The sequence below is a fragment of the Rhizobium indicum genome (assembly GCF_005862305.2).
In the GTDB taxonomy this organism is placed as follows: domain Bacteria; phylum Pseudomonadota; class Alphaproteobacteria; order Rhizobiales; family Rhizobiaceae; genus Rhizobium; species Rhizobium indicum.
On record NZ_CP054026.1, the window covers coordinates 1 to 14,386 of the forward strand.

Below are 14,386 nucleotides of genomic sequence, written 5' to 3' on the forward strand. Positions count from 1 at the left end.
CTTCCGCACGCTGGTGGGTCATGCCTCGAGAAATGGACAAATTATGGCTACTGACAAGCTGCGCTTCGGCGTCGATCTTGTGACATGCTTCCATCCCGGCTTCTGGGGCGTCGACAGCCACGATGCGATCGTCGACCATGCACGCGCCGAGCCGCGCGCCTTCTGGGACAAGATCCTCGACAGTGTCCAGGCCTCCGGCGTTACCGGCGTCGAGCTGACCTTCTCTCCCTTCAACTGGCAGGACGCCATCAAGACCTATGGTTCAGTCGATGCCTTCGCAGCCGAGCTGACAAGACGCGGTCTGACGCTGTGCAGCGGCTTCTTCGCGGACCTTGAGGCGGCCGGCGACTTCGCTGAGCCCGAGGCCCAGCGCGCGCTGATCGACAAGGCGGAACGATATGCCGACTTCCTGAAAGCTTGCGGCAGCGACATCATGGTGATTGGCGCGCCGCTACGCCAGACGCTCGGCGCCCAGCCGGTGCAATTCTACGATTTCGACCGTGCGAAGGTGATTGCCGACTTTCTGAACCGGCTCGGCGCGACCCTCTATGGCAGGGGCGTGCGGCTTGCGCTGCACACCGAGGCGCACTCGATCTTTGCCGCCGCGCGCGACGTCGATCTGATGATGCTTTTGACCGACCCGGCCTACGTGCACATGTGCCCCGACACGGCCCATATCATCGTTGCCGGCTCCGATCCCGTCCAGCTCGTCGATCGCCATCACGAGCGCATGATCATCGCCCACTGGAAGGATGCAATTGGCCCGATGCCCGCCGACACGCCGATCGACAAGCACATCCATGAACACCACCAGCCCTATTTCTGCAGCTTCGGCCTCGGACGGGTCGACTGGCCGGCCTGGATCCGGCTGCTGCGCGACCGGGCCTATGAAGGCTGGGCGATCCTCGAACTCGATGCCGCGCCGGATCCCGTCCGCGACATCGCCAACGGGCTCACGCTCGTCCGGCAGGCGCTCCTGCCGATCTATCGCTGACAGTCATCCCTAAGACAACAAACGCCCCGCAAAGAGGGCATTTTCAAGAGGTGGAACAATGAAGACCATGATGAAGCTTTTTCTTGCCGGCGTGGCGTTCGCCGGTCTCTTCGCCTCGGCGCATGCCGAGGACAAGCCGACGATCGAGATCATGTCGTCCTGGACATCGGGCGGCGAAGCAGCCGCCCTCAACGTCATCAAGACCGAGTTCGAAAAGCGCGGCGGCGTCTGGAAGGATTCCTCGATCGCCGGCTTCGGTGCGGCCGATGCCGCCTTCCAGAACCGTATCGTCGCCGGTGACGCGCCTGGCGCCAAGCAGGGCGTCATCGGTCTCGCTGCCGCCGATTTCATCAATCAGGGCCTGTTCAATCCGATCGACGACGTGGCCGCTGCCGGCAAATGGGCCGACGCCCTGCCGAAATCGATCCACGATCTCATCTCCTATGACGGCAAGATCTACCTTGCGCCGACCGGCGCGCATGGTGAAAGCTGGCTCTTCTATTCCAAGGAAGCCTTCGAGAAGGCCGGTATTTCGCAAGAGCCCAAGACCTGGGACGAGCTCTTTGCCGATCTCGATAAGCTGAAGGCTGCCGGCATGGTTCCGGTCGCCTGGGGTGGCCAGCCCTGGCAGCAAACCAAGGTCTTCAACATGATCCTGCTCTCGCAGGTCGGGATCGACGGCTTCCTGAAGATCTATGTCGACAAGGATAAGAGCCCGGCGTCCGTCGAAGGCGTGAAGAAGACCCTGGAGATCCTCGGCAAGCTGCGCGGTTATGTCGATGCGGGTGCCGCCGGCCGCAACTGGAACGACGCGACCGCCATGCTGATCACGGCCAAGGCCGGCGTGCAGTTCATGGGCGACTGGGCCAAGGGCGAATTCACCGTCGCCGGCAAGGAGCCGGGCAAGGATTATGGCTGCATGATCGTGCCGGAGTCGAAGGGCATGGTCTACATCGCCGACGCCCTCTGGTTCCCCAAGACCGGCAAGGCCGAGACCGACAAGGCACAGAAGCTTCTCGCCGAAGTCGTCATGGACCCGGCCGTCCAGGTCGAATTCGCCCTCAAGAAGGGTTCGGTTCCGATGCGCGCCGACGTCGACAAGTCGAAGCTGGACGCCTGCGCGCAGAAGGGTGTCGAGCTGATGAGCGCCGGGGCGATCGTACCGGACCAGGCGATCGTGCTGACGCCCCAGCAGGTCGGCGCGCTCGACGACTTCGTCGACGAATACTGGAGCGGGGGCTCGAGCGATGCGGGCGCCGCAGCCGAAAACTTCTTCGCCATCTTCGAGTAGGATAGTACCCGTGGCGTCGGCCTGATCCGACGCCACGGCTGCCGGCTGCCGCCCCACCCAGCGGCCCGAGCCCTGCTTTCCACTCCGTCAACGAGCTGGCCGATGTCCATCAAACGCAAGCCCAATCTTTCCGCGACCATCGCCTTGCTGCCGACATGGTTCGTCGCGGTCGTGGTCTTCATCGGCACCATGGCTTGGTCGATCCGCCTGTCCTTCACCAATTCGACGCTTTTTCCGTCCTCGACCTATGTCGGCTTGGCGCAGTATTCGAAGCTCTTCTCTTCCGCCAAGTGGTTGGCCTCGCTGCAAAACGTGTTGATCTTCGGCGTCCTCTACGTCGCAGGCTGTTTGCTGCTGGGCTTCCTGCTGGCGGCGGCGCTGGATCGTAAGATCCGCTTCGAAAGCGCCTTCAGGACCATATTCCTCTATCCCTACGCCATGTCCTTCGTGGTGACCGGGCTGATCTGGCAATGGATGCTCAATCCGATGCTCGGCATCCAGGCGAGCGTGCGTTCGCTCGGCTGGGAAAGCTTCGTCCTCGACTGGGTGGTCAATCGCGACATGGCGATCTATGCGCTGGTGCTTGCCGGCGTATGGCAGGGCGCGGGGCTTGTCATGGTCATTGCGCTCGCCGGCATGCGTGGCATCGAGGCCGAGCAATGGAAGGCGGCGCGGATCGACGGCATTCCCGTCTGGCGGATCTATGTCTCGATCATCCTGCCGCAGCTCGGGCCGGCGCTGGCCGCAGCCGGCATGCTGCTCGCCATGGGCGTGATCAAGACCTACGACATTGTCGTTGCCATGACCAATGGCGGCCCCGGCAATGCGACGGAGGTGCCGGCGAAATTCATCATGGACAATCTGTTCGGGCGCCAGAACCTCGGCCTCGCGACAGCAGGCGCGACGGTGCTTGTCCTCGGCGTGATCATTGCCGTCGCTCCGTTCCGCTATGCGATGCACATGCGCGACAAAGCAAAGGGGGCCGCGTGATGGCCCGTCTTCATCCGAATGGCCCGAAGCCGGCACAGATCACCGCCGGGCGCATCGGCCTCTATGTCTTCCTTGTCGTCGCAGCACTTTTCTTCCTTCTTCCGCTCTACACCATGGTCGTCACCTCGCTGAAGTCAATGGATGAAATCCGCCTCGGGCAGATCTTTGCCCTGCCGGCCACGCTCGATTTCTCTGCCTGGGCCACTGCCTGGTCGGGCGCCTGCATGGGAACCGTCTGCGTCGGCATTCGCAGCGGCTTCTGGAATTCGGTGGCGATCACCCTTCCCTCGGTCGCGCTCTCGGTCTTCATCGGCGCCGTCAACGGCTATGCGCTGTCGCTCTGGCGGCCGCGCGGGGCAAACCTGCTCTTCGGCCTGCTGATGGCCGGCGGCCTCATCCCCTACCAGATCTTCCTCTATCCGATGGTCCGGGCGATGGCGAATATCGATCTCTATAATTCACTGGCCGGCATCATTCTCGTGCATGTCATCTTCGGTCTGCCGCTGGTGACGCTGCTCTTCCGCAACTATTTCGTCAGCGTGCCGGAGGAGCTTTGCAAGGCGGCGCGCGTCGACGGCGCGGGCTTCTGGCGCATCTTTTTCGAGATCATGCTGCCGATTGCCGTGCCGATGGTCGTCGTGGTCTCCATGCTGCAATTCACCGGCATCTGGAACGACTTCCTGCTCGGTCTCGTCTTTGCCGGCCGAGACAACCTGCCAATGACCGTGCAGCTCAACAATATCGTCAACACCACGATGGGCGAGCGAACCTACAACGTGAACATGGCGGCGACGATCCTCACCGCCATCGTTCCGCTTGCCATCTATTTCCTGTCCGGCCGCTGGTTCGTGCGCGGCATCGCGGCCGGCGCAGTCAAGGGGTAGCGCTTCCATGCAATCTGCCGTCTCCGTCAAGGACCTGAAGATCGCCTATGGCGATCATACGGTGATCGAGAAGATGTCGATCGATATCGCGCCGCGGGAGTTCCTGGTGCTGCTCGGCCCTTCCGGCTGCGGCAAGTCCACGCTCCTGAACGCCATTGCCGGCCTTCAGGACATCACATCAGGCGAGGTCTGGATCTCGGGCAAGAACGTCAGCTGGGAGGAGCCGAAGGACCGCGGCATCGGCATGGTCTTCCAATCCTACGCGCTCTATCCCCGCATGTCGGTCCGCAAGAACCTCTCCTTCGGCCTTCGCGTCGCCCGCCTGCCGAAGGCCGAGATCGAGGCCCGCGTCGCCCGCACCGCCGCCCTTCTCCAGCTCGGCAAGCTGCTCGACCGGCGCCCTGCCGAGCTTTCCGGCGGTCAGCGCCAGCGCGTCGCCATCGGCCGGGCGCTGGTGCGTGAAGTCGATGTCTTCCTGTTCGACGAACCACTGTCGAACCTCGATGCCAAACTGCGCAACGAATTACGCGTCGAGATCAAGAAGCTGCACCAGCGCCTCGGCAATACGATGATCTACGTCACCCACGACCAGGTCGAGGCCCTGACGCTGGCCGACCGCATCGCCATCATGCGCGATGGTGTGATCCAGCAGCTCGCCTCGCCGGCCGAGATCTACCGCCGTCCGGCCAATCTCTTCGTTGCCGGCTTCATTGGCGCTCCGGCCATGAATTTCGCCGAGGGCCGGATCGAGCGCGGCAACGGCGCTCCGGTCTTCCGGAGTAAGGAGCTTACTATCGACCTCTCCGGTTATTCCTTCCGGGCGGACGCAGCGGAAGGTCCTGCTACTCTCGGCTTTCGCCCGGAACACCTTGTGCTCGATGGCGCCACGAGCGGCCTGCCCACCATTCCCGGTCGCGTTTCCGTCGTCGAGCCGATGGGTTCGGACGCCGTCGTCTGGTTCGACTGGGCAAACCAGAGCCTCTCGCTCCGGCTCATGGGCGATGTCACCCTGCAGCCTGGCGATGCTCTGGCTCCCGGGCTCGATATCGCCAAGGCATCCCTCTTCGGCGCTGACGGATCGCGGCTGTGACGCGCCATCCCTTTGTTTTCCCGCAATTCCGGGCGCGTTTCGCGCCGTTTTGAGGATTGCTCCAGGACAGGATTTGAAAAGACATGTCTGAGATCGTCTATGATTCGCTGGTGATCGGCTCCGGCGCGGCGGGTTCCTTTGCGGTAAAGGAACTGACGACACAGGGGTTGTCGGTGCTGCTGCTCGAGGCCGGCCCCACCGTCGGACCGAAGGATTTCGATCCCGCGCGCAAGAAGGCGCCGGCAAGCAGTATCAATATCTGGGAGCGTGCGCGGGCCACTCTCAAGGGCCAGCCGATCCAGGCGCGCGCAGCGTTTTTCACCGAGCGCTTCAGCCACTTCTTCGTCAACGACCGCAAGAATCCCTATACGACGCCGAAGGGCGAACCCTTCCTCTGGATCCGCGGCCGCCAGGGCGGCGGGCGCCTCCACAGTTTCGGCCGGGTGCTGCTGCGCTGGACCGACGACGACTTCAAGATCCGATCGCGCGCCGGAAAGGGCGTGGACTGGCCGGTCTCCTATGACGAACTGGCGCCTTTCTACGACGAAGTCGAGACCTATCTCGGGCTCTACGGCAATAAGGACAACGTCGCCACGCTGCCGGACGGCGTCTATGCGAAGCCGGCAAGCCTGACGCCCGCCGAACAGATCTTCAAGCAGGCGGTCGAAAGCCGCTGGCCGGAAAGGCACGTCGTCTCCTGGCGTTACATCGCGCCTGACGCCGACCGGATGCCGCGACCGCTGCGAGAAGCAAAGGCGACCGGTGAGCTGACCATCCTCTACGACGCCGTCGTTCGCCGTATCACCACGGATGAGAAGACCGGCCGCGCCACCGGCGCGGAATACATCGATCGCAACACGGGTGCGGTATCGACGGCTCGCGCCGCGACGGTGGTGCTTTCCGCCTCGCCGATAGAGAGCGTGCGGCTGCTGTTGAATTCGGCTTCGGCGAAACATCCGGATGGGCTCGGCAACAGCTCGGGCGCTCTCGGTCGCTATTTCATGGACCAGCTGCCGTGCCTCGCCTTCGGGTCTTTTTCCAAGGCGAAGGGCTGGGCGCCCGACGACTCCGCGCCGACCGACCCATTCTACAATCCGTCGGGCGGGATCTTCATTCCCCGTTTCGGCGAGGGCGACGCCGCCCGCGGCGATTTCGACTACCAGGGAAGCGTCGGCCGCGCGCCGGTCTCCGGGGACACCGATGCGCGTCTCGCCTTCTTCGGTTTCGGCCGCATGCTGCCCTATGCCGACAACCGCATCACGCTCGATCTGAGGCGCAAGGATGCCTGGAATATTCCCGTGCCGCATATCCGCTGCGTCATGCAGGAGGAGGAGCAGGCGCTGCTCAGAAGGCAGGAGGAGACGTTGATCGCCATGATCAAGGAGATTGGCGGCGACCTCGAATTCATCGGCTCGCCCACCGGCCTCAAGGAAATGGGCAAGGGCGCCTTTCCCGAAGCCGATGCCTTCAGCCGCTTCATGTTCCGCAAGTGGTTCCGCAAAACCATGTGCATGGGCGCCGCAATCCATGAGACGGGCGGCGCGCGCATGGGCGAAAACCGGCAAGCTTCTGTGCTCAACCCCTACAACCAGGTCTGGGATGCCCCGAACCTCATCGTCACCGACGCCAGCGCCTTCCCCGGCAGCGGCATCGCCGGCACGACGCTCACCGTCATGGCCCTGACGATCCGCGCCTGTCGGAATCTTGTCGACCAATTCAGGACAGGACGGCTATAGCCGCGCTTGGAACGAGGGACCCGGGTAAACCGTTTCAGCCTTCGATCAGTGGTCGTCATATAAACTTCGCACTGACATGCTCCTGTCAACGAAAGCAGGAAGGGAAATCCATGTCTCAGACACATCAGGACCAACTCAGCCGCATAAAGGCCGAGATCGCCGACAGCTTCGATGAAGAGCTGGAAATGCAGATGGAGGAAGACCGGCTAGACGATCTGGTCGCCGAAGGAATGTCGGAACCGGCGGAGCAGACGCTCGAGCGAAAGATCTACTTCCGGGAGCTTTTCCGGTTGCAGCACGAGTTGGTGCGGCTGCAGGATTGGGTTCAGCATAAGAAGCTGAAGGTGGTGGTGCTGTTTGAAGGCCGGGATTCGGCCGGCAAGGGAGGCGCGATCAAGCGCGTGACCCAGCGCCTTAATCCACGTGTCTGCCGGACGGTCGCGCTGCCCGCCCCGACCGAGCGGGAGCGCCATCAATGGTATTTCCAGCGTTATGTCCCGCATCTTCCGACCGGTGGCGAAATCGTGCTCTTCGACCGAAGCTGGTACAATCGCGCCGGTGTCGAGCGCGTGATGGGGTTCTGCACCCCTGATGAACTCGAGGAGTTCTTCCGCTCGGTGCCCGAATTCGAACGGATGCTGGTCCGCTCCGGAATCGTGCTGATCAAATACTGGTTTTCGATCACCGACGAGGAGCAGGAATTCCGCTTCAATATGCGTATCCACGATCCGCTGAAGCAATGGAAGCTCTCACCTATGGATATGGAAAGCCGTGTCCATTGGGAGGAATACACCAAAGCCAAGGAAGAAATGCTGGCGCGTACCCACACGGAGGATGCACCCTGGTGGGTAGTACAGGCCGTGGACAAGAAACGGGCGCGTTTGAACTGCATTGCCCATCTTCTCGAGCAGATCCCTTACGAGGATGTTCCCAAACCTGAGATCCAGTTGCCGGACCGCATCCGTAACGCCGATTACAACAGGGCGCCGGTTCCACCTGAAATGTATGTGCCGGAGCGCTATTGAAAGCATAGTCGCAACGGGTCGGCGGAGTTGAGGAAATAGCGGCAGCGGTATTGCTTCGCTACGCCATGCGAGAGCGTGGCGTAGCGATCGGATCGGTTTGCAGTCATCGGCTGCCGTCAGGCGGCGACATCAGCTATGCGGTTCAATTCCGAGACGGCTTCATCCGGCAGCGCGAGCGCGGCGGCGGCGAGGTTCTCCCTGAGATGGCCGACGGAAGAGGTGCCGGGGATCAGTAGGATGTTTTCCGCGCGACGCAGCAGCCAGGCGAGCGCCACCTGCATAGGCGTGGCGTTGAGGCGTGCTGCGACATCGGACAGGGTGGAAGACTGCAGCGGGCTGAACCCGCCGAGCGGGAAGAACGGCACATAGGCAATGCCGTCGTGCGCGAGATCGTCGATCAGAGCATCGTCGGCCCGATGCGCCAGATTGTACTGGTTCTGCACGCAGTCGATCTCGGTGATCCCACGCCCTTCGGCGATTTGTTTGGATGTGACGTTGCTCAGCCCGATGTGACGGACCAGGCCTTGCTGCTGGAGATCGGCAAGGACCGTCAGTGGCGCTTCGATTGACCCTTCGGCCGGGCCGTGCACGTCGAACATGATCCTGAGATTGACGACATCAAGCACATCGAGGCCGAGATTGCGGAGATTGTCGTGCACTGCCGCGGTCAGTTCTTCACGCGAGAAGGCCGGCATCCACGATCCATCCGTGCCGCGCCGGGCGCCGATCTTGGTGACGATGACGAGATCGTCGCGATAGGGATGCAGCGCTTCGCGGATGATCTGGTTGGTGACGTGCGGGCCATAGAAGTCGCTGGTGTCGATGTGGTTTACGCCGCTCGAGACCGCCTCTCGCAGCACGGCCAATGCCGCGCCATGATCCTTGGGCGGACCAAACACGCCAGGCCCGGCAAGCTGCATGGCGCCATAGCCAAGCCGTTTCACGCTGCGGTCGCCGAGGTTGAACGTGCCGGACTGATCGATAGTCATGATCTAATTCCTTTCAAGAGATGACGCCAAGATAGGCCCAAGATAAGCATTGTCGGCGCGCGTGAAAATTGGCTATAATCCGCACGGGCTGTGCGGAGTGGCGAACAATGAAAGCAGATCTGGGTGATCTCAATGCCTTTGTTGCCGTGGCCCGTGCCGGGGGTTTCCGCGAGGGCGCGCGCGTCAGTGGCAGCAGCGCCTCCTTTCTCAGCGAAGCGGTGCGCCGCCTGGAGGCCCAGCTCGGCGTCAGGCTGCTCAACCGGACGACACGCAGTGTCGTCCCGACCGAAGCAGGCAAGGGCCTGCTGGAGCGGCTCGGCCCTGCTTTGAGCGAGGTGGAGTCTGCCCTCGACGTCGTCAACGGATTTCGCGACAGGCCGGCCGGTGCCTTGCGTCTCAATGTGCCGGTTAGCGCGGCGCGGCTGGTTCTGCCCGCCATCGTTCCACCGTTCCTCGCCGCCTATCCCGATATTCGGCTGGAGGTGGTAACCGACGAGAGCTTTGTCGACGTGATCGCGGCGGGCTGCGACGCTGGAATCCGCTATGACGAGCGGTTGGAGCAGGATATGATCGCGATACCGATCGGGCCACGCGTCCAGCGCTTTGCCATCGCAGCCTCCCCGGACTACCTGGATCGCCGTGGCCGGCCGCAACATCCGAGCGAGCTGCTCGGCCATGCCTGTCTATTGGGTCGCTTTTCCAGCGGTGCGATGACGGCGCCGTGGGAGTTCGAGCGCGATGGCGAGATAGTGCGGGTCGATCCAACGGGGCCGTTGATCGTGCGGGTCGGCGGAGCGACCGATTTGGCCGTCGATGCAGCGATATCAGGAACAGGGATCGTCTGCCTCTTCGAGGACTGGCTGCGCCCGCATCTCGACAACGGCGTCCTGGAACCCCTCCTCGAACCGTGGTGGCAACGCTTCTCCGGGCCGTTCCTCTACTATCCCGGGCGTCGGCTGGTGCCGGCGCCGCTCCGGGCATTCATCGACTTTGTCAAGGCATCGGCTACCGCATAATTCCTTAAGCCGGAATTGATCTAAGGATAAAATATGCAGAAATTCAAAGAGTTACAGCATCCTTTGCGCGTCTAAAAGATGCGGCGCTGTAAGCGGGCTTAATGGCCGACGATGCGCTAGAGCTTGACCTCGGCATTGTCGCCCATATCAGGTTTGGTATTCGAGACCGCTGCGGCCGCCATCTTGATATAGCTGATGATCGTGCCGGGGCTGTCCCAATATTCGGCCGTAGCCGGCGTCATCTTGAGGATGCGGATGGAAGGATCGTCGGGATTGTCCCACCAGGCCTTTGCCGGCGTCGCCCATAATTCCTTGGTTCTCTCCCGGTCGTTTTGCACCTCGGCCGTCCCCGATACGGAAACATATTTCTGTCCCTTGGTGTCGGCAAAGGCGAGGCAGACGTTTGGCCAGCGAGTGATTTCATCGTCCTTGTGACTGCTGACATCCGTCAGAAAATAGATCGCATTCTCGAGCTGCGCGGTATAGGCGGACATCGGGCGGGCTCTGAGATCGTCGCCGCTGCGGGTCGTCAGCATGCAAAACCCGATCTTGTCGATCAATTCCCATACCCGTGTCGCATTGTCTTGATTGGCCATCGTCATCTCCATCTGTGCAAGAGACGAAGTAACCATCTACGAAGGCCGATGTTCCCAGCGGCGGGCCCTAGTAGTGAGCCCCTTCCAAAGGTGATTGAGGCACGCAGTCGATCAATGGACGCTTGGGGTTTTCATCACCATTGCGAAGTCTTCGGCGACCAGTTCACTGACGGCGATGAGAACTTCCTCCCGGGAAAAGCCCGATGTCAGAGCGCGTTGAATCAGATCCTGCAGATCCGGCTCCACGACATCGCGGCAATCCTCGAGGCGTTCCTCTGAAACGGTGAGGCTATTGAGTTCGTCCATTGTCTGTCCTTTCAGGAATGTAACCACCAAAGCCCGAAAAGGCTGGTGAGGATAAAGCCGCTAGCGGGCGGCCACCGCCCGCTTCGGACCGGGCAGCAGGCCTTCACGCTGCATCTGCTTGCGTGCAGCCTTGCGATGTCGGCTGATCGCCTGCGCCTTTTCCCTGACGCGCCGTTCGGACGGTTTCTCATAGGCGCGCCGTTCTTTCATTTCGCGGAACAGCCCTTCGCGCTGCATTTTCTTTTTCAAGACTCTGAGCGCTTGATCGACATTGTTGTCTCTGACGAGTACCTGCATTTCGAGTTCTCCTTGTCTGGGATGGTGGCCCGATCGCCGCTCAGCCGAGCTGCTCGGCGATCAGAGCCTGCAATTCGCGGCGGGTGAGAAGGCAGGGAAACGGCTTCCAGCTCCTGGGAACATTGCGGACAGCCTCGTCATCCTCACGCGGATTCGCCGCCGCAACCGCGGTGGCTGTATGTGTGTTGTTCAAAAAGAAATCCTTTGCCGGCCTTGGCCGACGTTATCGATTGTTTGTGGGATTGCCCATCACGCAGCCTTAAGGCGCGCGCCGATGCATAAGCGTCTCAAGCAGCAGCCGGCAACGGCTTGGATTTCCGCTTGGATCGGGTACATCCAGCAACATAGGGCTCGGCGAGCAGAATTGCAACGGATAGCCCGGATGGCATGGCGCGGGCACCGCTAATCGCCTTCAGATATACTCGGTGCCATTTTATTCAAGTTAGCCGGGTATAGTTTTTGTCGAATTTTCTTCAATTTGGCGCGAGAGCGACATTATTCCGCCAGAATGGAAGCAACGCGAAGATCGCCATCGAAATTAACCTTCTGTTAAATAGGCCATTGACTTGTAGTATTAATAGGTTGTTAAAGGAGCCGCTCGCTGAGGTCGAAATTGACCCGCTAATAAACAATTTGAGGAGAGAGCAATGGCTTCGCCGATACATGCAACTGATGATAGTGCAACATTTCAAGAAACCGACGTTATTTCCGGAAATCTGCTTTCCAACGATTCCTCCGACAACGGCCACCTGTTCCTGCGCGCCTTCGACGGCGCAAGCGTAGGCGCCAAGAGCGGCAACAGCCAGGTTACCCAAATCCAGGGCGATTACGGCACCTTCTTCGTCAAGCCGGACGGCAGCTACACCTATGTCCTGAGCGACGCTGCCAAGATCGGTTTCGCCAACGGCGAATCGTTCCAGGAGAAGGTTTCCTACAAGATCTCCGACGGCAGCGGTCATACCGACGTCGGCCTGTTCACCCTGAACATCCAGGGCGTCACCCAGGTAAAGCCGATCGCTGTTGACGACCACTACAGCTTCAACGAAGGCGACGCCATCGGCGGCAACGTTCTGGACAACGACATTGCCGGCGACAATGGTCACCTCTTCCTCCGCCAGTTCGACGGCACGAATGTCAGCGCTAAGAGCGGCCCCGACGCTGTTACCGACATCGTCGGCGACTATGGCGTCTTCCACGTCAAGCCGAATGGCGAATTCACCTATGAGCTGACGGATGACCTGGCTGCTGGCCAGACCGTCACGGAAACCGTCCAGTATTACAAGATCTCCGATGGCGAAGGCCACACGGATGCTGGCGTTCTGACGCTCAACATCACGGGCACCGACGCTCTCGTTTGATCAGCAGTCATAGATCAGTGAGACATGACGCCCGCCGCGCAATCGGCGGGCGTCTTCGTATATCGGCCTGATTGACGCAAGTCCGCCGGGGGGAGCCAATCATATTCCGATGGTCTGCAAAACGGCATAATTCTTTTTAGCTAGTTCTTATAAATGCCGGCGTGGCGTAGTCTTGATATTCGGAGGACACGCCGTGACCGAACACATCGAACCCAGGCAAGTCGAAACAGACGATCTGACGAAAGTCTGGTCCGTGACGGAGTTCTGCGCTCGTCACCGCATAGATTCCGAGGAACAAGCGCTGCTGCTCAAACTCTTTGGGCCGTTCGCGACCGCCTCCGAATTGCTTCACAATGCCAAGCGCGCGCCAAGGTTCAGATGAGGCCTCCTCCATTTCTTCAACGATCTTCTCACAAATCCCGGCAAGTCATTCGGTGAACGAGACGGCGCAAGATATCGCCTGATCGGGTGACGCTCGCTATTTTGCCTCTCCTTAGACATTTAGGCAGTAATCGAAATGGTGCGATCGTTGCATTTGGCGGAACCATCATCGTGAAAACGAGCGGCGCTGATATGGATCATGTCGATATCGTTGATGCTGTCTATCAGGCGGCGGTCCGTTCAGAACTATGGCCGGATACGCTGTGCGCGATCGTTGATTACGTCGGTGCCGTCGCCGGAAATATTGTCTATCAGGCGCCCGATGGCCGCGGCAGCTTTCTGATCCCCGGCCGTATGCGCGAAGATTTGAATGCGCTCTATCTACAGCATTACACGAGCAACCCCTATGCCCGCGCATTCGAGAAGGTAAAGCCGGGCGAGATTGCAGTCGGCAATAGGTTGATCGATGCAGAGGCCGTAAGGCATTCCGCGTTTTACGCCGATATCTGCAAGCCTCAAAACATCTTCAATCAGCTCTTCCTGCCGCATGCCAGCCTGCACGAGCGGGGAGGTATCGGCGGTGTCGCTCTGTTCCTGTCTCGTCAGCAAGACGAGCACGCCGCGGAAGCGGCAGCACGGTTAGGGCGGCTGAGCCCGCACATGGCGCGGGCGATCGATCTTTCCTTTCAGGTAAACCGGATCGCCCGCGCACCCGAATTGCCGCAACGGCTGATCGATGCAATCGCGGATGCGGCTGTGCTGATCGATGGTCGGGGTGCGGTCCTTCTCTTGAATGCGGCAGCCGAAGCACTGCTCAAGCAGGCCGACGGCATTTTTCTCAGCCGATCCGAGACGCCCTCGCTTGCCGCCCATATTTCGAAGACATCCACCCGCCTAGTGAACGCCATTCGTCAGGCTTTGCTGATAGCCGATGGCGAAGACACGCCTTTCGACGGGGCATTGTCGATCTCCCGGCCATCGGGTTTGCCGCCCTATCTGGTGATGATCACGCCGCTTGCACCGACAGCGGTTTCGATATGGGATGCGGTTGATAGTGGAGCGCGCGTGCTCATTCATATCGTCGATCCGGAAGCGAAGACGCGTCGGCAAGCGCAACAACTGCAACACATCTTTGGCCTGACCGAAGCCGAAACCCGGGTCGCCGCACTGATCGGCAGCGGAATGAATCTGCCCGAGATTGCCCGGGTTCTTGGAATTTCGTCCAACACGGTAAAAACCCACACCGGCCGATGCTTTGGCAAAACGGGGGTGCGATCCCAGGCGGCTCTCGCCAGGCTGATTGCCTCGATCCCGATCGCCGGAAACAGGCCGGCGACGCCGTCCCGCACGAATGGAAAGAGCCGTCCGCGGCAATCGTAAATTCTACTAGGCTATCTTCACGCGATGATCTGGAGAGGCCTGCTGCATGACCT

General features: G+C 60.8%; 16 protein-coding genes. 11 read left to right on the top strand and 5 right to left on the bottom strand.

The genetic code is table 11. The features are described from left to right. Window positions 1-43 precede the first annotated feature (43 nt). The 7 genes from FFM53_RS34790 to ppk2 all read left to right on the top strand — a co-directional run bounded on the left by FFM53_RS34790 (window position 44) and on the right by ppk2 (window position 8,010). The gene (locus FFM53_RS34790; RefSeq protein WP_173883712.1) at window positions 44-994 is read left to right on the top strand and encodes a sugar phosphate isomerase/epimerase family protein; all 951 of its coding nucleotides are present in this window, start codon (window positions 44-46) and stop codon (window positions 992-994) included. Window positions 995-1,052: 58 nt separating this feature from the next. Continuing rightward, window positions 1,053-2,285: an ABC transporter substrate-binding protein gene (locus FFM53_RS34795; RefSeq protein WP_138390168.1), complete on the top strand. Its 1,233-nt coding sequence runs from the start codon at window positions 1,053-1,055 to the stop codon at window positions 2,283-2,285. A gap of 102 nt (window positions 2,286-2,387) precedes the next feature. Continuing rightward, window positions 2,388-3,275: a carbohydrate ABC transporter permease gene (locus FFM53_RS34800; protein ID WP_138390169.1), complete on the top strand. Its 888-nt coding sequence runs from the start codon at window positions 2,388-2,390 to the stop codon at window positions 3,273-3,275. Beyond that, window positions 3,275-4,159, top strand: coding sequence for a carbohydrate ABC transporter permease (locus FFM53_RS34805; RefSeq protein WP_138390170.1), 885 nt, complete (start codon window positions 3,275-3,277; stop codon window positions 4,157-4,159). The genes FFM53_RS34800 and FFM53_RS34805 overlap by 1 nt, the downstream gene beginning before the upstream one ends. Before the next feature lie 7 nt (window positions 4,160-4,166). After that, complete coding sequence (locus tag FFM53_RS34810; RefSeq protein ID WP_138390171.1) at window positions 4,167-5,249, top strand: ABC transporter ATP-binding protein; 1,083 nt, start codon at window positions 4,167-4,169, stop codon at window positions 5,247-5,249. An 83-nt stretch (window positions 5,250-5,332) separates the two neighbouring features. Then, window positions 5,333-6,985: a GMC oxidoreductase gene (locus tag FFM53_RS34815; RefSeq protein WP_138390172.1), complete on the top strand. Its 1,653-nt coding sequence runs from the start codon at window positions 5,333-5,335 to the stop codon at window positions 6,983-6,985. 110 nt (window positions 6,986-7,095) lie between these two features. Continuing rightward, window positions 7,096-8,010: a polyphosphate kinase 2 gene (gene ppk2, locus FFM53_RS34820; protein WP_138390173.1), complete on the top strand. Its 915-nt coding sequence runs from the start codon at window positions 7,096-7,098 to the stop codon at window positions 8,008-8,010. Window positions 8,011-8,126: 116 nt separating this feature from the next. On the opposite strand, the gene FFM53_RS34825 is transcribed toward ppk2, so the two are convergent. Beyond that, a complete protein-coding gene (locus tag FFM53_RS34825) occupies window positions 8,127-9,002 on the bottom strand; it encodes an aldo/keto reductase family oxidoreductase (protein ID WP_138390174.1) in 876 nt (291 codons plus the stop codon). A 104-nt stretch (window positions 9,003-9,106) separates the two neighbouring features. Here FFM53_RS34825 and FFM53_RS34830 point away from each other — a divergent pair, with 104 nt between their 5' ends. Next, window positions 9,107-10,015: a LysR family transcriptional regulator gene (locus FFM53_RS34830; protein ID WP_138390175.1), complete on the top strand. Its 909-nt coding sequence runs from the start codon at window positions 9,107-9,109 to the stop codon at window positions 10,013-10,015. A gap of 116 nt (window positions 10,016-10,131) precedes the next feature. Here FFM53_RS34830 and FFM53_RS34835 read toward each other — a convergent pair whose 3' ends face one another. The 4 genes from FFM53_RS34835 to FFM53_RS34850 form a co-directional block, all read right to left on the bottom strand. Continuing rightward, complete coding sequence (locus FFM53_RS34835) at window positions 10,132-10,611, bottom strand: pyridoxamine 5'-phosphate oxidase family protein (protein WP_138390176.1); 480 nt, start codon at window positions 10,609-10,611, stop codon at window positions 10,132-10,134. Between the two features lie 111 nt (window positions 10,612-10,722). Beyond that, a complete protein-coding gene (locus FFM53_RS34840; protein ID WP_003538349.1) occupies window positions 10,723-10,917 on the bottom strand; it encodes a hypothetical protein in 195 nt (64 codons plus the stop codon). Between the two features lie 60 nt (window positions 10,918-10,977). After that, window positions 10,978-11,214: a 30S ribosomal protein S21 gene (gene rpsU, locus FFM53_RS34845; protein ID WP_003538346.1), complete on the bottom strand. Its 237-nt coding sequence runs from the start codon at window positions 11,212-11,214 to the stop codon at window positions 10,978-10,980. A gap of 40 nt (window positions 11,215-11,254) precedes the next feature. Then, on the bottom strand, window positions 11,255-11,407 hold the full coding sequence (locus tag FFM53_RS34850; protein ID WP_171600006.1) for a hypothetical protein: 153 nt from the start codon (window positions 11,405-11,407) through the stop codon (window positions 11,255-11,257). Between the two features lie 454 nt (window positions 11,408-11,861). Between FFM53_RS34850 and rapA2 the strand changes: the two genes are divergently transcribed. The 3 genes from rapA2 to FFM53_RS34865 all read left to right on the top strand — a co-directional run bounded on the left by rapA2 (window position 11,862) and on the right by FFM53_RS34865 (window position 14,333). Then, the gene (rapA2, locus tag FFM53_RS34855; protein WP_138334544.1) at window positions 11,862-12,572 is read left to right on the top strand and encodes a calcium-binding lectin RapA2; all 711 of its coding nucleotides are present in this window, start codon (window positions 11,862-11,864) and stop codon (window positions 12,570-12,572) included. 193 nt (window positions 12,573-12,765) lie between these two features. Further along, window positions 12,766-12,954 carry a hypothetical protein gene (locus FFM53_RS34860; RefSeq protein WP_138334545.1) on the top strand — a complete coding sequence of 63 codons (189 nt, stop codon included), beginning with the start codon at window positions 12,766-12,768 and terminating at the stop codon, window positions 12,952-12,954. A gap of 86 nt (window positions 12,955-13,040) precedes the next feature. Then, complete coding sequence (locus FFM53_RS34865) at window positions 13,041-14,333, top strand: helix-turn-helix transcriptional regulator (protein ID WP_138390177.1); 1,293 nt, start codon at window positions 13,041-13,043, stop codon at window positions 14,331-14,333. Window positions 14,334-14,386 lie beyond the last annotated feature (53 nt).